18 protein-coding genes are annotated in these 19,460 nt (G+C 66.3%); 11 read left to right on the top strand and 7 right to left on the bottom strand.

The genetic code is table 11. The annotated features are described in order from the left end of the window. Positions 1 to 23: 23 nt before the first annotated feature. On the bottom strand, positions 24 to 1,388 hold the full coding sequence (locus DC347_RS01515) for an MFS transporter (protein WP_206073864.1): 1,365 nt from the start codon (positions 1,386 to 1,388) through the stop codon (positions 24 to 26). A gap of 228 nt (positions 1,389 to 1,616) precedes the next feature. Between DC347_RS01515 and DC347_RS01510 the strand changes: the two genes are divergently transcribed. Next, entirely contained in the window at positions 1,617 to 2,360 is a 744-nt protein-coding gene (locus DC347_RS01510) for a FadR/GntR family transcriptional regulator (protein ID WP_018763362.1), read from the top strand. 9 nt (positions 2,361 to 2,369) lie between these two features. On the opposite strand, the gene DC347_RS01505 is transcribed toward DC347_RS01510, so the two are convergent. Both DC347_RS01505 and DC347_RS01500 read right to left on the bottom strand, forming a co-directional pair. After that, positions 2,370 to 2,774, bottom strand: coding sequence for a DUF1003 domain-containing protein (locus DC347_RS01505; protein ID WP_109044198.1), 405 nt, complete (start codon positions 2,772 to 2,774; stop codon positions 2,370 to 2,372). A 3-nt stretch (positions 2,775 to 2,777) separates the two neighbouring features. Next, on the bottom strand, positions 2,778 to 3,887 hold the full coding sequence (locus DC347_RS01500) for a LacI family DNA-binding transcriptional regulator (RefSeq protein WP_018763360.1): 1,110 nt from the start codon (positions 3,885 to 3,887) through the stop codon (positions 2,778 to 2,780). 172 nt (positions 3,888 to 4,059) lie between these two features. Here DC347_RS01500 and DC347_RS01495 point away from each other — a divergent pair, with 172 nt between their 5' ends. The 5 genes from DC347_RS01495 (at position 4,060) to DC347_RS01475 (ending at position 8,839) form a co-directional block, all read left to right on the top strand. Beyond that, complete coding sequence (locus tag DC347_RS01495) at positions 4,060 to 4,917, top strand: ABC transporter substrate-binding protein (protein WP_109044197.1); 858 nt, start codon at positions 4,060 to 4,062, stop codon at positions 4,915 to 4,917. A 109-nt stretch (positions 4,918 to 5,026) separates the two neighbouring features. Next, positions 5,027 to 5,815, top strand: coding sequence for an amino acid ABC transporter permease (locus DC347_RS01490; protein ID WP_018770382.1), 789 nt, complete (start codon positions 5,027 to 5,029; stop codon positions 5,813 to 5,815). Further along, positions 5,812 to 6,594: an amino acid ABC transporter ATP-binding protein gene (locus DC347_RS01485; protein ID WP_109044196.1), complete on the top strand. Its 783-nt coding sequence runs from the start codon at positions 5,812 to 5,814 to the stop codon at positions 6,592 to 6,594. Before DC347_RS01490 ends, DC347_RS01485 begins: the two co-directional genes overlap by 4 nt. Continuing rightward, positions 6,594 to 7,637, top strand: coding sequence for a Gfo/Idh/MocA family oxidoreductase (locus DC347_RS01480; RefSeq protein ID WP_109044195.1), 1,044 nt, complete (start codon positions 6,594 to 6,596; stop codon positions 7,635 to 7,637). The genes DC347_RS01485 and DC347_RS01480 overlap by 1 nt, the downstream gene beginning before the upstream one ends. 80 nt (positions 7,638 to 7,717) lie before the next feature. Beyond that, positions 7,718 to 8,839, top strand: a complete 1,122-nt coding sequence (locus tag DC347_RS01475) for an FAD-binding oxidoreductase (RefSeq protein WP_109044194.1) — start codon at positions 7,718 to 7,720, stop codon at positions 8,837 to 8,839. 80 nt (positions 8,840 to 8,919) lie between these two features. On the opposite strand, the gene DC347_RS01470 is transcribed toward DC347_RS01475, so the two are convergent. Continuing rightward, positions 8,920 to 10,419: a SulP family inorganic anion transporter gene (locus DC347_RS01470; protein ID WP_109044193.1), complete on the bottom strand. Its 1,500-nt coding sequence runs from the start codon at positions 10,417 to 10,419 to the stop codon at positions 8,920 to 8,922. A gap of 196 nt (positions 10,420 to 10,615) precedes the next feature. Between DC347_RS01470 and DC347_RS01465 the strand changes: the two genes are divergently transcribed. Together DC347_RS01465 and mptB are read left to right on the top strand one after the other, a co-directional pair. Next, a complete protein-coding gene (locus DC347_RS01465; RefSeq protein WP_026265034.1) occupies positions 10,616 to 11,026 on the top strand; it encodes a MerR family transcriptional regulator in 411 nt (136 codons plus the stop codon). A gap of 86 nt (positions 11,027 to 11,112) precedes the next feature. After that, a complete protein-coding gene (gene mptB, locus DC347_RS01460; RefSeq protein WP_018763352.1) occupies positions 11,113 to 12,729 on the top strand; it encodes a polyprenol phosphomannose-dependent alpha 1,6 mannosyltransferase MptB in 1,617 nt (538 codons plus the stop codon). Here mptB and DC347_RS01455 read toward each other — a convergent pair. Both DC347_RS01455 and DC347_RS01450 read right to left on the bottom strand, forming a co-directional pair. Beyond that, positions 12,726 to 13,982: a glycosyltransferase 87 family protein gene (locus tag DC347_RS01455; RefSeq protein WP_109044192.1), complete on the bottom strand. Its 1,257-nt coding sequence runs from the start codon at positions 13,980 to 13,982 to the stop codon at positions 12,726 to 12,728. The two genes, mptB and DC347_RS01455, sit on opposite strands and share 4 nt — an antisense overlap. Before the next feature lie 28 nt (positions 13,983 to 14,010). Beyond that, positions 14,011 to 15,405 carry a glycosyltransferase family 87 protein gene (locus tag DC347_RS01450; protein WP_240617663.1) on the bottom strand — a complete coding sequence of 465 codons (1,395 nt, stop codon included), beginning with the start codon at positions 15,403 to 15,405 and terminating at the stop codon, positions 14,011 to 14,013. 254 nt (positions 15,406 to 15,659) lie between these two features. Between DC347_RS01450 and DC347_RS01445 the strand changes: the two genes are divergently transcribed. The 3 genes from DC347_RS01445 (at position 15,660) to DC347_RS01435 (ending at position 18,440) form a co-directional block, all read left to right on the top strand. Beyond that, positions 15,660 to 15,863, top strand: a complete 204-nt coding sequence (locus tag DC347_RS01445) for a hypothetical protein (protein WP_018763349.1) — start codon at positions 15,660 to 15,662, stop codon at positions 15,861 to 15,863. Positions 15,864 to 15,997: 134 nt separating this feature from the next. Continuing rightward, entirely contained in the window at positions 15,998 to 16,870 is an 873-nt protein-coding gene (locus tag DC347_RS01440; protein ID WP_109044191.1) for an NAD(P)-dependent oxidoreductase, read from the top strand. A 199-nt stretch (positions 16,871 to 17,069) separates the two neighbouring features. Then, positions 17,070 to 18,440 (top strand): MFS transporter, encoded by a 1,371-nt coding sequence (locus DC347_RS01435; RefSeq protein ID WP_109044244.1) that lies wholly within the window; start codon positions 17,070 to 17,072, stop codon positions 18,438 to 18,440. A gap of 126 nt (positions 18,441 to 18,566) precedes the next feature. Here DC347_RS01435 and DC347_RS01430 read toward each other — a convergent pair whose 3' ends face one another. Further along, complete coding sequence (locus DC347_RS01430) at positions 18,567 to 19,367, bottom strand: IclR family transcriptional regulator (protein WP_109044190.1); 801 nt, start codon at positions 19,365 to 19,367, stop codon at positions 18,567 to 18,569. Positions 19,368 to 19,460: the final 93 nt, after the last annotated feature.

Genomic DNA, 19,460 nt, shown 5'->3' with positions numbered 1-19,460 from the left:
ATGAGGCGGATGCCCCCGGGCTGCTACGGTTCGGCGTGCTGTGCGGCGCCGGCGGGATCCAGTGCCTCGGTGCGGACGCCCTCGCTGGCACGGCCGGAGCGGCTGAGGGCCACCATCAGGACGGCGGACAGCAGCATGAACCCGCCCACGACGAACATCGGCACGGTGTAGTCGCCTGTCCAGTCCTTGAGCCAGCCGGTGATGTAGCCGGCGCTGAAGCCTGCCAGGTTGCCCACGGTGTTGATCAGGGCGATGCCCGCTGCCGCTGCCGCGCCGGTCAGGAACTGGGTGGGAACCGTCCAGAAGTTGGGGAGTGCCGCGAAGATGGCCATGGCCGTGATGGTGATGACGGCGATGGTGGCTGCCGGGCTTCCCGCAAAGAGTGCCAGCGGGATGCTCAGTCCACCCACCAGTGCCGGAACCGCAATGTGCCAGGTCTTGACGCCGCGCTTGGTGGCGTCCTTTGACCAGAAGTAGAGGGCGAAGGCTGCCGGCAGGTACGGGATGGCAGTGATCAGGCCCTTCTGGAGGACGTCAAACTTGATGCCGTAAATGCCTTCGAAGCCGGAGATGATGGTGGGCAGGAAGAAGCCGAGGGCGTACAGGCCGTAGATGAAGCCGAAGTAGATCAGGGAGAGCATCCAGACGCGGCCGTTGCCGAACACGGTGCGGACGCTGACGTGCTTGTTGCCGGCGGCCGTTTCGTGCTTTTCCTTTTCCAGGGCGCCCGTCAGCCAGGTCTTTTCCTCGGCGGAGAGCCACTTGGCCTTCGCGGGGGAATCGGCCAGGTAGAACCAGGAAATGATGCCGATCAGGATGGCGGGAACGGCCACGCCGAGGAACATGACGCGCCAGCCTTCAAGGCCGAAGAGGCCGTGCTGCTGGATCAAGAGGCCTGCCAGCGGGGCGCCGACCACGGTGGTGAGCGGCTGGGCCAGGTAGAACAAGGCCAGGATCTTGCTGCGGTGCCGTGCGGGAACCCAGAGGCTCAGGAAGAGGATGGCGCCGGGGAAGAAGCCGGCCTCGGCCACACCCAGGATGAAGCGCAGGATGTAGAGCTGTTCAACGTTGGCCACCCAGGTGAACAGCAGGGAGACGATGCCCCAGCTGACCATGATGCGGGCCAGCCAGCGGCGGGCGCCGAACTTGTGGAGCGCCAGGTTGGAGGGGACTTCAAGCAGGATGTAGCCGATGAAGAACACGCCCGAGGCGAAACCGAACTGGGCGGCGTTCAGCGCCAGGTCCTTGTTCATGCCGTTGGGGCCGGCGAAAGAGATGGCGGTGCGGTCGAGGTAGTTGATGAAGAACATCAGTGCGACGAACGGGACAAGCCGGATCGCCACTTTCCTGATTGCGGATTTTTCGACCACCGATTGTGTGGTGTCCACATTGACTCCTAGATGTTGGTGCCCCGGCCGCATCCGTCACTGGAGGCGTGGGGTTGTCTCAGATACGCGCGGACTGGGAGGCGCCGCGGTGCGTGAAGCTGTGAGTTCCACCATAGGACCGAAATGTAAATTGGTCAACCGGTTGACGAGTTGGAGTCAGTACATTGCGGTCATCATGCGGACCCTCCCTGCAGTCGGGCGTGGTCAACCAGTTGTTACGCTTGGGAGGTGTCCGTAGAATCCGCCGCCTCGACGGCCAAGATCAGTGCCGCCCTGGGCTCTCTGGGGCAGGGTTCAGTAGTGTCGGAAGTGGCCGAGCGCCTGCTGGCCTTCTTTACGAGCGGCGACATTGCACCGGGAACCAGGCTGCCTGCCGAGCGCACGCTGGCCGCCTCCCTTGGCGTGGGCCGGTCTGCGGTGCGTGAGGCCCTCGCCGCGCTGGAAATCCTGGGCATCGTGGTGGTCCGGCCGGGGTCCGGAACCTACCTTCGGGACGGTGTCTCGGAGCTTCTGCCCCGCACCCTGAGCTGGGGCATGATGTTGGGCGCCCCACGCACGCGCGAGCTCGTGGAACTGCGCAGCGGACTGGAAGTGCAGGCTGCCCAGCTGGCCGCGGAGCGCATTACGGATGAAGCGCTGGCACGGATGCGCGACAATCTGGACACCATGGCCCGCACCTTGGATGACCTCGGCGCCTTCGTCGAGGCGGACGCAGCCTTCCACCGCGAAATCGCTGCGGCTTCAGGCAACCAGGTTCTCCAGGAACTCCTGCAAAGTATCCGCTCGCTGCTGCGGATCTGGGTGGACCGGGCCCTCACTGATGAGGGCCATGCTGCGGCCGCCCTCAAGGAGCATGCCAGGATCCACGAAGCCTTGGCGGCCCGCGATGCCGACGCCGTGACCGCCACCATGCGCTCGCACATGCAGACAGCGTCCCGGCGCCTGCTGGCAGGATACGACGCCGCCCAGTAGGGCGCCGCCCTATCTGGCAGCCGCCTTCTTCAATTCCTGCAGGATTTCCAGCTGGACCCGGTTCATGGAGATCAGCAGCTCGATCTCCTTTTTTGCCTCGACATTGGTGTCGTAGTCGTGTTGGGCCATGGCTGCGGCAATGGCGTCCTGCCGCTTGGCGGCGATGAGCAAAATGGCGCCCTGCAGTCCGGCGAGCATGGAAAGCAGGAGGTTCAGCAGGATGTAGGGGTACGGGTCCCAGGCGTTGGCGGCAAGTGCCACGGTATTGATGGCGGCCCAGATGAGCATGAAGCCGGTGAAGCTGCCAACGAAGGGCCAGCTTCCCATCCCGTTGCGCATGATGTCAGCGGCACGCTGGCCCTTGCTCAGGGAAGCTTTGTGTTTCTCGTGCCAGGTCTTCTGTTGGAGGCTCATGGCTCAGGGTAGACCCAGTCCGGACGGTTGCAGGTCGGCCCGGTCCCCTCCCGTCTGGAGCGGTCCCACCGATCCGCGCCGCACCAAGGTGGCAGTAAACTGTGCCGGAGCGGCGGAGGGTAGGCCCTCTATCTGGCGGATGAGCGCCTTGGCCGCTGCAACGCCCATGTTGTAGACGGGCTGGGCAATAACGGTAAGGGGTGGGCTCACGAGCCTGGTCCAGGCGAAGTCGTCATACATGAGGAACGAAACATCGGCCGGAATGGACAGGCCCAGTTCCTGGATGGCCTCGACCACACTGAGGGCGATCAGGCCATCCGATGCCACCACGGCTGTGGCGCGGTTGGGGTCCCGCAGTACTTCGCGGGTGATGCTGCGGATGGAGTCTTCGTCGCCCGCATTCAACCTGACAAGGTCTTCCGGGAAGGGCAGTCCCGCAGCAAGGAAAGCCTGCCGCATCCCCTCAATGCGGTCCGCAATCTGGGAGGACTCCAAGGTCATGCCCGGCGTATAGGGCGAGTCGGTCCGCAGCGTGGAAATAAAGGCGATGCGCCGGTGCCCTGCCTCGAGAAGATATTGTGTGGCCTCCAGGGAAATCCTCACCATGTCCACGGCCATGGTCTCCACCTCAAGGTCACCGGCGGTGCGGTCGATGAACACCAGGGGGCGTCCGGACCGGTGGACATCCTGTAGGTGTTCGGTGTCCACGGATGACGCCGGGGCGACGATAAGGCCGTCCACCCGCTTGTCCAGCAAAACCCGCACCGCGTCGACTTCTGCGGCCCGGTCCTCATCAGTGTTGACCAGGATGACGTTGTAGCCGGCTTTTTTGGCCGTGTCCGTAATGCCCCGCGTGGCAAGCCCAAAATGCGGGTTTTCGATGTCACCCACCACCACGCCGATGGTGTGCGATTTGCCGGTGTTCATGCTGCGGGCCAGCTCGTTGGGCCGGTAGGAAAGCGCTTCGGCGGCCGCGAGGACGCGCTCGCGGACGTCGTCGCTGACAGCGCCGTAATTGCCCAGTGCCCGCGCGGCCTGCGCCTTGGAGACCTGCGCAGCTTTTGCGACGTCGGCAACGGTTACGTCCCGCCGTCGTGCTCCATCACCGTTCATCTTCACCTTTCGAGGGGGTGTTGACGCCCCCTGTGACTTCAGCTACATTTCTATCCATCGATGTGAGTCCGGTCTCAATCTTATGGTGTGAGACCGGACTCAACAAGACCATCGGCGACTTTCTTCGGCGGCCCTGACAGCACCGCCTTCCCACCAACGATTGGACAACGCTGTGAAGAAAAAGAACCTCCGACCTGCCGGATTTGCCGCAGCAGCCCTGGCCGCGGTCCTGGCACTTTCCGGCTGCGGCTCCACCTCGGCCGCCTCCACCACCGAAAACAACCCCTACGGACTGATCCAGCCCGGCACCATCCGGGTGGCAAGCCTCGGTGACTCAAAGCCGTACACGTTCGCCGATGCCTCCGGAAACTTCACCGGCTTCGACGTCGAACTCTTCAAGGACGTGGCCCACCGGGCCGGTGTGGACAACGTAGTCTTCACCGGGCAGGACTTCTCGGGCCTCCTCGCCGCTGTGGCCAACGGACAGTTTGACGCCGGTGTCGCCGCCATCGGCATCACCGACAAGCGGAAAGAAACCGTGGACTTCTCGGACGGTTACCTGGCCGGCTACCTCACGGTCATCACCACCAAGACCTCCGGCATCACCAGCGCCGACGGGCTGGCCGGCAAACGCCTGGGCGTGGTCCAGGGAACCCTGCAGGAAGCCTATGCGGTAAAGAACTTCACCTCGGCCAGCCTGGTCCGCTTCCCTGACAACAACACCGCCATCGCCGCCGTGAACAGCGGAACCGTGGACGCGCACTTCCTGGACTATGAGGCCGCCAAGGCCTATGAGGAGCAGCACGGCCTGGTCAGCGCCGCGGACATACCGTCCTTCGACGCCCCGGCCGGGTTCGCAGTGGCCAAGGGCAAGACGGCCTTCAAGGAAGCCCTGAACAAGGGCCTGGCCGCAGCCATGGAAGACGGCACCTGGAAGAAGCTCTACCAGAAGTGGTTCCCGGGCTCACCGATGCCCGAGCAGTACCTGCCCAAGGCTGAGCAGGCCGCATCACCCTCGCCAAGCAAGTAAGCCCCAAGCATCATTTGCCGGGCTGGCAGGCCTTCGGGCCACCTGGCCGGGCGGGCCGCCTTACGCGGCCTGCCCGGCACCTCCCCTTCATCTACGTCTGAGAGCAACCATGGACTGGCTCAACACCATCATCCGTACCTTCTTTGACTTCGGCGCTATGGCCGAGGTCCTGCCCCAACTCCTGGCGGTCGGCCTGCTGAACACGCTGATCATCTCCATTGCCGCCACCGTCCTTGGCACGGTGCTGGGAATGGTGGTGGCCGTCATGGGCATTTCACCGTCCAAGTGGCTGCGCGTCCCGGCCAGGATCTACACGGACCTTTTCCGCGGCCTGCCCGCCATCCTCACCATCCTGCTGATTGGCCAGGGCTTTGCCCGCCTGAGCCAGTCGATCTTCGGCCCGTCCCCCTACCCGCTGGGAATCATCGCGCTGAGCCTCATCGCCAGCGCCTACATTGGGGAGATCTTCCGCGCCGGGATCCTCAGCGTGGACAAGGGCCAAGGCGAGGCCTGCCGTGCCCTGGGCATGAGCTACGCCAAGTCCATGGCCCTGGTGGTGGTGCCCCAAGGTGTCCGCCGGGTCCTCCCGGCGCTGGTGAACCAGTTCATCGCCATCGTCAAGGACTCCTCCCTGGTGTACTTCCTGGGCCTGCTGGTCACCGAACGCGAACTCTTCCGGGTGGGCCAGGACGCCGCCGTGCTGTCCGGGAACCTTTCACCCCTGGTGGCCGCCGGCCTCCTCTACCTGGTGATCACCGTCCCGCTGACGCACCTGGTGAACCACTTCGACAACAAGTTCCGCACCGGCCGCCGCCGCGCCGCACCACCCACCAGCGGACTGAAGGAAGTCAAGGAACTCGACGCGGCCTCGCCGCTCACAGCCGGGAGCAACACATGAACACCCCCACCCCCACCACCATGAATACCGCCACCCCTGAGGGGCAGTCGTTCCGCGGCTCAAGCCTGGAACTGCGCAACCTCACCATGGCGTACGGCGACATCGAGGTACTGCGCAACGTCAGCCTCACCGTGGCGCCGGGCACAACCACCTGCATCATCGGCCCCTCGGGATCCGGCAAATCCACCTTGCTGCGCGGCGTCAACCGGCTGCACGAACCTAAAAGCGGAAACGTCCTGCTCGCGGGCGACAGCACCCTGACCGTCAACCCGGACACCCTCCGTACCCGCATCGGCATGGTGTTCCAGCACTTCAACCTCTTCCCGGACCACACTGCCGAGGAAAACGTGGCACTCGCCCTCTGGAGTGTCAAAGGCATGCCCAAGGCCCAGGCCATGGAACGCGCCCGCCAACGGCTCGCCGAGGTTGGCCTCGCCGAACGTGCCGACCACCGCCCCCGTGACCTCTCCGGCGGCCAGCAACAACGAGTCGCCATCGCCCGCGCCCTGGCCATGGAACCCGAAGTGATGCTCTTCGACGAGGCCACCAGCGCCCTGGACCCCGAACTGGTCAAAGGCGTCCTGAACCTCATGGCCGGCCTGGGCCGCCGCGGCATGACCATGCTCGTCGTCACCCACGAAATGGGCTTCGCCCGGAAAGTGGCAGACCAGGTGGTCTTCATGGATGAAGGCGAAGTGGTGGAGGCCGGGACACCCGCCCAACTCTTCGACAACCCCCGCAGCGAACGCCTCCAGCGCTTCCTCTCCGAGGTGCTCTGATGGGTGCGGTTGCAGCGGCACCCATCCGGACCGCCGTCGTCGGCTTTGGAATCTCCGGCAAGGTCTTCCACGCGCCCCTGGTCGCGGCCAACCCGGACTTCTCGCTGGACGTCATCGTCACGGCCCAGCCGGACCGTGCGGCGGAGGCGGCACGCCTCTATCCGCAGGCACGGATTGCCGGCACCCCGGAGGAGCTGTTCGCCCTGGCAGCGGACCTGGACCTCGTCATCCTGGGAACCCCGCCACACACGCACTACGGCCTGGCCGCGACAGCCATCGCCCACGGCCTGCACGTGGTGGTGGACAAGCCTTTCGTCCCCACCTCCGCCTTGGGCGCGGAGCTGATCAGCAGGGCGGCCGACGGCGGGGTGCAGCTGACGGTGTTCCAGAACCGCCGGTGGGATGCAGACTTCCTCACCCTCCAGAAAGTGTTGGCGTCCGGAGGCCTTGGCAGGATCACCAGCTTCGAATCGCGGTTCGAATGGTGGCGGCCCGAAGGCTTCGGCAACTGGCGTGACACGGTGTCCCTTTCCGAGGGCGGCGGCATCCTGCACGACCTCGGCGCGCACCTGATCGACCAGGCCATCCACCTTTTCGGCCCGGTGGAACGGAGCTACGGCGAAACTGCGAATCGCGGTCCGCATCCGGACGCGGCGGATACCGAAGCCTTCGTGTCGTTGCTGCACGCCTCCGGCGTCCGCACGCGGCTCTGGATGAACGGCATGGCCGCCCAGGCCGGGCCGCGGTTCCACGTCCTCGGTTCCCGCGCCGGCTACACCAAGTGGGGCCTGGACGGACAGGAACCTGCCCTCGCTGCCGGGATGCCGCCGTCGGACCCCGCCTATGGCGTGGAATCCCAGGAGCGTTGGGGGCTCCTGGGGGTGGACGGGGCAACCGCGCCGGTCCGCGCCGAACGCGGCGCCTACCCGCAGTTCTACGTCCGGTTGGCCACAGCCCTGCGCGGGAACGGGTCGCTGCCGGTGGATCCCGCCGAACCGCTTGAGGTGTTGAAGGTCATCGAGGGCATCCACGCCCTGGCCTAACGCCACACCTAACTTCCCCTGCTTTCCCTGACGCATCGTCAGCGTCTTCCGCAACCACGAATTCCACAGAAAGGGACACCATGTCCTCTCTTCCAGCCACCAAGCGCGTTGCCGTCATCGGCGGCGGCATCCTCGGGGTCTCCACCGCAGTGCACCTGCTCCGCGAAGGAGCGTCCGTGATCCTGCTGACCGAGCGCGGGCTCGCCAGCGAGGCCAGCGGCCGTTCGCTGTCGTGGCTCAACTCCGCCGGCGAACGGTCCACCCCGTACCACCATCTGCGGGTGGCCGGTGTTGACCGCTACCGTACCCTCTTCGCCTCGGACCCCAGCCGCGACTGGCTGCAGTTTGGCGGCGGCCTGATGTGGAATGCTGCCGGGCAGGGCGAGGCCACCGCGGGCCGGCACGCCTACGAAAAGTCCATCGGCTACGACTCCCGGCTTCTCGCCCCCAGCCATATCGCAGCCACCACCCCCGGCATTGATGCGGACGCCGTGCCGGAGAATGCCATCTTCAATCCCGGCGAGGGCTGGGTGAGCCTGCCGGACCTGATCGACTTCCTCATGGAGGAGTTCCACGCCCGCGGCGGCGAATTGGTCCTGAACGCCGGAAAAGCCACCGTCATGGTGGAAGGCGGCCGCACCTCCGGCGTGGAGACAGCGTCGGGCGGGACATACCCGGCCGACGCCGTGCTGGTGGCTTGCGGTGCAGCGACGCCCGCCGTCGTCGAACCCCTGGGAGTGCACATCCCGAACGGCTCTCCCGTGTCCATGCTGGTGGTGACCAAGCAGGTGCAGCACGATGTGGCCGCGGTGATGAACACCCCGCGCGCAGCCTTGCGGCCCAACCCGGGCGGGACGTTTGCCCTGGACCACGACTGGTACGAGGAACGCATTACCGAGCACGCGGACGGCTCCTTCAGCATCCCCGATGAGGTGGTCCAGGAACTGGCCGATGAGGCATCGAAGCTTGTTGCCGGCAATCCGGAACTCAAGCCCGCCTCCTGGAAGATGGGCTACAAGCCCATTCCCGGGGACGGCGAACCCGTCCTCGGCGAACTGGGCCAGGTGCCCGGATGCTTCGTTGCCTTCACGCACTCCGGCGCCACGCTGGGACTCATTGCCGGTGAGCTCCTGGCCGGGGAAATCCTGACCGGCAGGAAGCACCCCATGCTGGCCACCTTCCGGCCGGGACGCTTCTCCTAGGCCGGGCCCAAGGGGCGGGGCCGTGCTGAGTGCGGCTCCGCCCCTTTGCCTGTGCCTGCCGGACCGGATGCCGTCCGGAATCAGGCGCCCAAATGCCCCGTGAGGCGGCGGTGGAACCCGGTGCTGCGCTCGTCCAGGCCTTCGATTGCCACTTCGGCGCCATGATCCGCGTACTTCGTCTCGATCGAGTCCAGGGCGGCAACGGTTGAAGCGTCCCAGATTTGGGCCCGGCTGAGGTCGATGGTCACGGAGGCGGGGTCGTCGGCGTAGGCGAAGTGCTCCACGAGGTCATTGCTGCTGCCGAAGAACAATGGCCCCACCACCTCGTAGCGGACGCTCCCGCCGTCGACCGCCAAGGTCCGCTCAACGGTGATGACGTGGGCCACGCGGCGTGCGAACAGCACCATCGCGAGGATGACGCCCACCAGAACCCCGTACGCGAGATTTCCGGTCAGGACCACGACGGCGACCGTGACACCCATGACGAGCGTCTCGGGGGCCGGCATCCGCTTCAGCGTGGACGGTTTGACGCTGTGCCAGTCCACAGTGGTCACGGCGACCACCATCATCACGGCCGCCAGCGCCACCATGGGGATCTGTCCCATGATCGAGCTGAGCCCCGTCACCAGGGCCAAAAGGAAGATCCCCGCCACGAATGTCGAAATGCGGGTGCGGGCCTGCCCGGTCTTTACGTTAAGGACGGTCTGGCCGATCATGGCGCAGCCGGCGATGCCGCCATAGAGGCCGGCGAAGATGTTCGAGACGCCCAGGGCCCAGGACTCGCGGCCCTTGTGCGACGGGGTGTCCGTGATGTCGTCCACGAGTTTTGCGGTGAGGAGCGTTTCCATGAGCCCCACGAACGCCACGCTCAGCGCGGTGGGCAGGATCAGCTGGAAGGTCTCAGCACTCACCGGGAACAGGAACGGGGTGATCCCGGGCATCTTGCCGGTGAGCGGGCCCTCGTCCGCGACGTTCGGAACAGCGAGGCCGGCGATGATGGCGATGGCGGTGACGACGACGATCGCCACCAGCGGCGACGGGACCGCCCTGGTGAAGCGCGGGAGGATGAAGATGATCGCGAACGTCAGGCCGAACAGGACGTAGGCGAGCCAGGGGACATTGAGGACGTGCGGCACCTGTGCCATGAAGATCAGCACGCCCAGGGCGTTGACGAAGCCGATCATCACCGAACGCGGGATGAACCGCATCAGCCGGGCCAGTCCGGCCAGGCCGAAGACGATCTGGATGACGCCGGCGAGGAGCACCGTGGGCAGGACATACTCGACGCCGTGCTCGTGGACCAGCGGCGCGATCACCAATGCCACGGAGCCCGCCGCCGCCGTCACCACGCCCGGCCGGCCGCCGAGGACCGACATGGTCAGGGCCAGCACGATGGAGGCCACCAGGCTGACCATTGGATCGACACCGGCGACGATCGAAAACGATATGACTTCAGGGACCAGCGCAAGGGTGGTCACCATGCCGGCAAGGACCTCGCGGAAAAGCTGCCGCGGGGAGCGCAGCGCGGTCAGGACCGTGACCGGCTTCCGAAGAAGGCGGGGATTGTCGGCGATGGACAAGGGGCGGCTCCAGGGACGTGGGCCCTCAGGGGAGGGTGGGTGGTCAACGTTTTGCGCGCCACGGTGCGCACGGGTCCAGCCCGGTCATGGAAGACAATGGGGATGGAGAGAGAATGCGCCGGGAACTCTCGGCTGCATCTGCAACACTACCCCAACGTGAGGGTTGAGCCGGATTGGTGACGTGATGGTGAACGAAATGACCGCTGAAGAAGTGGTGGCCACGATGCATATCGGGGAACTGGCCGACCGTTCCCAAATGTCGTTACGGACCATCCGCCACTACGACGAGGTTGGGCTGCTCAAACCGTCGGGACGCACCGAAGGCGGGTTCCGCCTGTACACCGAGCGTGACTTCACGCGCCTGCTCCTGATCCGCCGGATGAAGCCACTGGGGTTCACGCTCGAGGCCATGTCCGGCCTCTTGCGGGTCATCGACGCGCTGGAGGCGGCCGAACCGGGCGTGGAGGACGCAAGTGTCAGGTCCGAACTGAACGAATTCATCGAGGAGGCTGCCCGGCGCCGGGCCAAGCTGGAGGAACAACTTGGCATGGCCGACGAATTCCTTGCGCTGCTTCGTGCCCGGCAGGATGGCCCGGGGCAGCAATAAGCATGGCTGATAAAATGGCCGGGTTGCAGGGCGGCCTTGAAGCTGGTTGAGCCAGGGCCGTAACAAGGTAGGGGACCACACACATCATGACGGCAGGCGGGTCACACCTCAGGACATCGGACAGCCGGCCGGGCGAACCGGCCGATGCTTCCGTGCCTGCCAAGGGCCGCGCCTACCTGGCAACCATTGAAGGTTTCATCGGCGCCCTGATGATGTTCGTCGGTTCGATCGGCACGGGTTGGATTGCCAACGGCTCGCCCATGATCCGCCAGCCCGTGGTGATCGCGCTCCGCACCGAGGGGTGGGGAGTGGCGGTCTCCACCGTCCTGTTGACCGCCGGGGCCATGCTGCTGATGCGCTCCTGGCTCCGGCTGGGCCAGCGGCTGGGGGACTGGGGCCATTCGTCGCTGCGGTCCGTGGTGGTGGCCATCTCCGCCTGGTCGTTGCCCTTGCTGTTCTGTGTCCCGGTCTTCTCCCGCGACGTCTACGCCTACACGGGCCAGGGCCGGCTGGTGATGGAAGGCCAAAACCCTTACGAGGTTGGCATCTCCACCCTCAACAACTGGTTCGCGCTTGGCGCCGACCCCGCCTGGGCGGAAAACCGGACACCCTACGGCCCCTACTTCCTGTGGCTGGCCCGCGGGGTGGTGGGACTGACCGGTGCCCAACCGGACGCATCCGTCCTGCTGTTCCGCCTGCTGGCCGGCGTCGGTGTGCTGCTCTGCGTCATCTACGTGCCCAAGCTCGCCGAGCTGCACGGCATCAACGGGGCGCGCGCACTCTGGGTCTCCGTGGCCAACCCGCTGTTCCTCATCAGCTTCATCGCCAGCGCGCACAACGACGCGCTCATGGTGGGGCTCGCCGTCGCCGGCGTGTACCTGGCCGCCACCCGCCGCTACCTCCTGGGCATCCTCCTGGTGACCGCTTCCATCGGCATCAAGCCCATCACGGTGCTGCTGCTGCCGTTCATCGGCCTGATGTGGGCCGGCCCGGGCGCCACCTGGCCGCGGAAGTTCCTCATGTGGGCGGCCACGGCGGGCATCAGTTTTGGCGTCCTGGCCCTCAGCGGCATCCCGTTCAACCTGGGCATCGGCTGGACCTGGGCCATCATGGACCCCACCCCCGGCTATACGGGCTATTCGCCCTCCGGCTTCCTGGGCCAGCAGGTGGAGATGCTGGCCAACGCCTTGGGCCTGCCGGGCGGAACCTTGGCCACCCTGCTGCGGACCGGCATGAAGTGGGCGGCCATCGGGCTGGTCCTGCTGCTGATGTTCCGCGGCGACTACTCGCGGGCGGTGCGCCGGATGGCGCTGGCGTTCACCGCCGTCGTGATGCTTTCCCCCATCATCCAGCCGTGGTACATCCTGTGGTTCCTGCCGTTCCTGGCCGTCACCGGCATCCGGGACGACTGGCAGATCCGCTCGCTGTACGTGGGCGTGACGTTCTTCGTGGTGTTCGGCGCCCAGGACCAGCTTTCGGTCTGGTCCTTCGTGGAGCTGCCCATCGACGCCTCGTCCCTGGCATTCTTCACCGCCCTGGCCTTCACGTTCTACCTGCTGGTCCTGGATGTCCACACCCGGAAACTGCTGATCGAAGGCAGGCCGCTGGATGTGGCGCGGCGGGCGTGGACGTGGGCGGTGGAACGTCGGGCTGCGCGACGGGCTGAAGCCCGCGCCGCCGTCGACCGCTCCGAGGCGCCCTAGGCTCCTGCCGGTACCTGCGCGGCGGTTTTCCGGCCCAGCTCCGCGGTGCGTTTCACCGACCACCACAGCAGCACCACCAGGAGCACGTTGCGGGTGGTGAGGATGGCCGCCATGACCGGGTGGGCGTGGATGAGCGGCGTGTAGAACAGCGGGTAGATCACGAAGGTGGTCATGGCGATGCCCATCAGCAACGCTGCCGGGACCTTCCAACGATCCCAGTCGTGGGTGAGGCCGGCGATGATCACCGGTGCCAGCCAGATGATGAACTGCGGGGAGCCCACCTTGTTGAAGACGATGAACGCGGTGGCCATCATCAGGGCGCCTTCGAGGAACAGTTCTTCCCGCTCGGCGCCGCGCCGCAGGGCACGCACCAGCAGGATGGCAGCGCCAAGGGCGGCGAGGATGAGCAGCGGCTGCATCAGGAACGCGGCCACGTCGGCCCCCGGCCCGTAGACCTCGGTGGAGTTGATGGCGGTGTTGTCCGCCATTTTCGAGCCGGCAATGTGGAAGACGCTGAGCCACACCCAGGGGGTGGAGAACGTGGCCTCGAGCTGCATGCCGCGCTCGCCCTGGTTGGTGAGGAAATCCATGATGTGCGGCAGGCCGCCGGTCAGCCAGGTTCCCAGGCCGACGACGGCGGTCACAGCGGCGCCGGCGAGCACCACCTGGACACGCTTGTGGCTGGCGATCACGATGGGCACCAGCACGGCTGCGGGCCACACCTTGATCCAGGTGGCGATGCTGAGCAGGACGCCTGCCACCACGGGCCGTTCCGCCACATAGAGCAGCGCGATCAGGACGATCGGGGCGGTGATCCCTTCCACCCGGGCAAAGCTGAGGTACCCCATGAAGACCGTGAAGAACAGCCACCACCAGGCCGGGGCAACACCGGTGACGGTCCGCGGTCCGCGGGTCAGGTAGAGCAGTCCGACGGCGTTCAGCGCCGTGATGATCAGGAACCAGACCAGCAGGTAGGGGCCGGGCCCGGCGATGTTGGCAAGGAAGATGGGGATCTGCGCCAGCACCGGGTAGACCCAGGGGCTGATCTTCCCGGTCAGGTCCGCCGGGTTGTAGCCGGCCATCGCCCACTGCCGGTACTGCTCGGTGTCGCTGAACGTATTGCCGTTCAGGAAGAAGGACGCCATCCAGCCCAGGAAATACAGGTGGACGACGGCGAAGCCCCACCAGACGCTGGACGGGCGGGCGAACCAGTCCACCACCGTGGCCGGGAGGACTTTGCTGCGGACCGTCACCAGGCGGTCAAAGAACCTCGTGGAAATCTCAGGTCTCCTTGAGCGCGGGGGCGGGTGCTGCGGTCTTCCTGCCCATGGAGTACAGGCGCCGGACGCTCCACAGGAACAGGACCACGAGCAGGACGTTGCGGATGGTCAGGACCAGGGCCATCCACGGGTTGTTGTGGCTGAGGGCGTCGTAGAACAGCGGGTAGATGAAGTACGTGGCCACGGCGATGGCGATCAGCATCGCCGCCGGGACGCGCCATTCGCGCCAGCTGTGCGCCAGGCCGACGGCGACGGCAGGTCCCAGCCACACCATGAACTGCGGGGAGCCCACCTTGTTAAAGACCACGAAGGCGGCGGCCAGGGCGAGGGCGCCGGCGAGAAGCAGTTCGGTGCGGTCAACGCCGCCGGCCACCTTGTGCTGCTTGCCGTTGTGCAGCGCCCAGAACGCAAGTCCTGCCACCAGGAGGGCGGCCAGGACCAGGAGTGGTTGCATCAGGAAGGACATGGTGGCGGTGCCCGGGCCGTCCACCTGCATGGAGTTGATGTCCGTGTTCATGTACATCCGGGAGCCGCCCGCGTTCAGGACGGACAGCCAGAGCCAAGGCGTGGTGAAGGTGGCCTCAAGCTGCATGCCACGGTCGCCTTGCTGCGTGAGGAAGTTCAGGAGCTTGGGAACGCTGCCCAAGGCGGCCGCCAGCGCCACGACGCCCGCCGTCGTCGCGATTCCTGCCAGCACCACCAGCAGGCGGTTCTTTACCACCGCGAAGAGGGCCAGCATGATGGCTGCCGGCCACACCTTCACCCAGGTGCCGATGGCCAGCAGGACCGAGGCCACGAACGGGCGCTGGACCCCGTACGCCAGGGCTACCAGGACCAGCGGGGCGGTGAGTCCGTCCACGCGGGCGAATCCCAGCCAGCCCATCAGGAACGTGAAGGCCAGCCACCACCAGCCGGCGGGGATGGCGTTGGTGTTGCGGCCCCGCTCCGTGAGTTTCAGCAGCGCCCAGCCGTTGAGGAGCGTGGTCATGAGAACCCAGAGGAAGAAGAACGGACCCGGTCCCGCCACGCCCGCTATGGCCATGGGGATCAAGGCCAGGATGGGGTAGACCCAGGGGCTGGGGCCGCCGGAGAGGTTCGCGTCGTTGAAGCCGGCCATGGCCCACTCGCGGTAAATGAAGGTGTCGCTGAAGGCCTCGCCGCGCAGGGACAAGGATGCGCCGAACACCAGGAAGACCAGGTGCACCACAATGAAGCCGCCCAGCAGCCCGCGCCCGCTGTTCAACGCCGTACGCACCCTCGCGGGGAGGATGACGTCGCGGATCCGGGTGAGGTTGCCGAAGAGAGCGTCGGTGGAAATGGCGGATTCCTTGTCAGGTCGTTGCACTGTCAGCGGCGGCGCAAAATGGCTCGGGTCATGCCCCGAAGCGGGTCTCATGGAGATTGGAGGCCTTGGATTTCGGATTCCAGTCCCTTTCAACTCTAATTCACGGCGCATCTCCGCCAATAATTGTCAGGACAATCCAGGGACTCCACGCGCCTGACCTGCGGCCTTTATCTAAAGTTGCTGGCACTTATTTGCTCAGGCACCATGGTGCGAGGCACGTGAGTGCCTACCGCCTATGCAGCCAGGGGGAGCGCAGGGCGTCGAATGACCACCCCAACCCCACGAAAGACATAAGGCGCCATTCAATGAACTTCCCCCTGACCCTGACCGTGTCCGACCGCCAGAGCATGGACAGCGAACTCGACGCCGCCGTCGCAGCCGCCAAGGCCCACGCCCTCACCGGCAAGCGGCACGGTATCCTCGTCACCCGGCACGGCGTGGACAAATTCACCGTTGCCCTCAGCGAGGCGGTCCCCTTCGGCCTCACCCGGGAACACCAGGCCTGGTAGCCGCTTCTTTGCCGCCAATCCAGCGGCGCCGCTCCCGTTTGTGACGCGCGTTCTCCCGCGTTTGGGCTCATCCCGGCATGGGTACCTGCTGTTCGTCTGCCCTGAGAGCAGGGCAGGGTCAGGAGAATAGTCGCATGGATAACTCGATGAGCGTGGCGGTGCTGGGGACCGGAATCATGGGAGCGGCCATGGCGCGCAACCTCCTCCGGGCCGGCCATAAGGTGTCGGTGTGGAACCGGGATCCGGCCAAAACTGAGCCGCTCGCCGCCGAAGGTGCCCTGCGGGCGGCCAGCCCCGCCGAAGCGGTGGAAGCCGCCGACGTTGTCCTCACCATGCTGTACGACGCCGCCGCGGTGGCGCAGGTCATGCGGCAGGCGGCGCCCGGCATCCGCGCCGGCACGGCCTGGATCCAGTCCACCACCGTGGGAGTGCAGGACGTTCCCGCTCTCGCCGCCTTGGCCGCCGACCTTGGACTGGACTTGGTGGAAGCACCTGTCTCCGGCACCCGCGCGCCCGCCGAGGCGGGCCAACTGCTGGTCCTCGCCGCCGGCCCCGAAGCCATCCGCCCCCGCGTAGCGCCGGTCCTCGATGCCATCGGCGCCCGCACCCTCTGGACCGGCGAGGACCCCGCCAAGGGTTCGGCCGCCCGGCTCAAGCTGGTGGTCAACAGCTGGGTCATTGCCGCCTCCAACGCCGCGGGCGAGGTGGTTGCGCTTGCCCAGGCGCTGGGCGTGGATCCCGGGCAGTTCCTCAACGTGCTCGACGGCGGTCCGCTGGACCTGCCCTACCTGCGCACCAAGATGGGACTCATCCTTGACGACGGCCTGGAGCCGGCGTCCTTCGCCGTGGACACCGCCCGCAAGGACGCCCACCTCATTGTCGATGCCGCCGCGGCCGAAGGCCTGAAACTCGATGGAGCCGAGGCGGCTGCCGCCCGGCTGGACCGGGTGGCGGACCAGGGCCGCGCCAAGCAGGACATGGCCGCCGCTTATCACGCCAGCAGGTAGCAGGGGCTCCTTTCCAGGGCGCCCCGCCCGTCGGGATAGCGCTTGCCGTTGACGTTATCCGCGTCACCTTCTATATTGGATGAATCGATTCAAGAGTTGCCGCTCCTGCCCCGATCCGGCTCCGGCGCAGCACACCAAACCCTGAATCCTGCCCACCAGCGGTTCCGGTTCCTTGCCAATGAAGACGAAGGACAAGCACATGAGCACCACCCCCACCCGCGCGCCCCTCACCAGCCAAGGGGCTGGAGGCGGCGTTCGGGACCCCAGGAAGGCCGCGATGAGCGGCTGGATCGGAAGCGCCCTCGAGTACTACGACTTTGCGCTGTACTCCCTGGCGGCAACCCTGGTCTTTCCCGCCATCTTCTTCCCGTCCGGGAACCCCACCGCCGCCATCATCGCCTCCCTGGCCACCTACGCCGTCGGCTACGTCTCCCGTCCCATCGGCGCCGTGGTGCTCGGCGCCTATGGTGACCGGCACGGCCGCAAGAAAGTGCTCGTGTTCGCGATGCTGCTCATGGGCTTCGCGACGTTCGCTGTTGGCCTGCTCCCCACGTACGGCCAGGTGGGCCTCCTGGCGCCCGCTCTGCTGGTGATCCTCAGGCTCATCCAGGGTTTCGCCGTTGCCGGTGAACTGGGCGGTGCCAGCGCCATGATCGTGGAGCATTCCCCTGACGCAAAGCGCGGGTTCTTCGCCAGCTTCAGCCTGCAGGGCACCCAGGTGGGCTCGATCCTGGCCACCGCCGTCCTCCTCCCGCTCGCCGCCCTCCTCCCGGCGGACCAGTTCAGCTCCTGGGGCTGGCGCATCCCGTTCCTGCTCAGCGCCGTCGTCATCCTGGCCGGGTACCTGATCCGCCGCCGCGTGACCGAACCCCCTGCGTACGCCGCGCAGTCCGGAGCAGCCCCGGCCAAGCAGCGCTTCCCGCTCATCGAACTCCTCCGTACCCGCCCCGGCGTCCTGGTCCGCTGCGTCGCCATGACGTTCACCAACGTGATCGGCATGGCCACCCTGATCTTCGGCGTCTCCTACGCCACCCAGAAGGGCTACGGCAACGGCTTCTCCAGCAGCGAGTTCCTTTGGGTGACCCTGGTAGCCAACATTGCTGCCGTCATCACCATCCCGTTTTTCGGTGCACTGTCCGACCGGATCGGCCGGCGGATGCTCATGGCGGCCGGCGGGGTCATTGGCGGCGTACTGGTCACCGGGTACCTGTGGGCGATCCAGCAGGGCAGCCTGCCACTGGTCTTCGTGTGCGTCGTGATCGTGCAGGGCATCTTCTTCCAGATGTGGAACGCCACCTTCGCCACGTTCTTCCAGGAGCAGTTCCCCATGCGGATCCGGGTCACCGGCTTCGCCGTCTCGCAGAACATCGGGCTGATGATCGCTTCATTCTTCCCGAGCATCTTCACCGCGATCGCTCCTCCCGGTTCCACCAACGTGCCGCTCACCATCGGCCTGACCACGCTGGGGATCTGCCTCGTGTCCGCGGTGGCCACCCTGATGTCCTCGGACACGAAAGGCAAGTCGCTTGAGGACCTCGAGGGCCTGAAGGAAGCGCGCCCAGGCAGCTGACGGCAACGGACGACGGCGGGAGGTCGCCGGGTCGGCCGCCACGCCAAATGCCCGGCAGGGGGAGCCCAGCCGGGCATTTGGCGTCTCACGGGATGGTTTCCTGGCGGTCCGACGTCCCGGGCCCGCTCAGTAGACCGAGCCCTCCAGGAGCTCGGAGAGCCGGACTGCGGCGCGGCGCAGCTCCGGGACCCCGGCCTTCAGCGTGGCCTCGCTGGCCGCTTCCACCGGGCTGGTGAGGGACATGGATTCGGTTGGCCGGCCCGTCCGGTTGGGAACGGCCATGGCCACGGACAGGACGCCGGTGGCACGCTCGTCGGCGGAGAACGCGTAGTCGGTTCCGGGTTCAGGGAGCCGCGCGCGCAGTTCCTCTGCCGTCAGATCGGCGTCTTCCTGGCCGGCTGCAGCAGCTGCCGCCACCGCCTGCTGAAGTTCGTCATCGGACGCGGATGCCAGCAGGATCTTTCCTGCGGCGCCGAGGGTCAGGGGCAGCCGCTTGCCCAGCGGGAGATCGTAGCGGAGGGGCGCCTCGCCGTCGACGCGGGCCACCAGGATGCGCTCGAAGCCGAGCCGTGAGTACAGCGACGCTGTCAGCCCGGTTTGCGATGCGACCTGCTGCAGGACGGGGCGGGCAGCGACCACCAGGGGATCGTTCTCCAGGAAGCTCCGTGCGGCGGGCAGGACGGCGGGGCCGATCCGGTAGGACTTGTCCGTCTGGCTCACCATTCCGAAATCCTGCAGCACCCGCAGGATCCGCAGCGTGGTGGGCAGGCTCATGCCGCAATTCCGTGCCAGATCACTGAGCCGCTGCGGCCGCTCGGCCCGCTGCAGCTCGGCGAAGACCTCCATGGCCCTGGAAAGGGAGCGCATGTTCGAGGACTTGGGGCCCTCTTCTGCCGGGCCGGCCGTGGTGGAAGTCGTGGTCGCCATTCTTTCATTCTATGTAAGTTCTTTGCGCTTGACAGTCCTTGTGTCTCCTGTCACTATTTCTCAGTACGCAATATAGTTTCATTCTATGAAACG

This window comes from Pseudarthrobacter sp. AG30 (assembly GCF_003116525.1).
Taxonomy (GTDB): domain Bacteria; phylum Actinomycetota; class Actinomycetes; order Actinomycetales; family Micrococcaceae; genus Arthrobacter.
The sequence above is the reverse complement of the archived record's forward strand: the minus strand, read 5'-3'. Positions and strand labels throughout refer to the sequence as shown.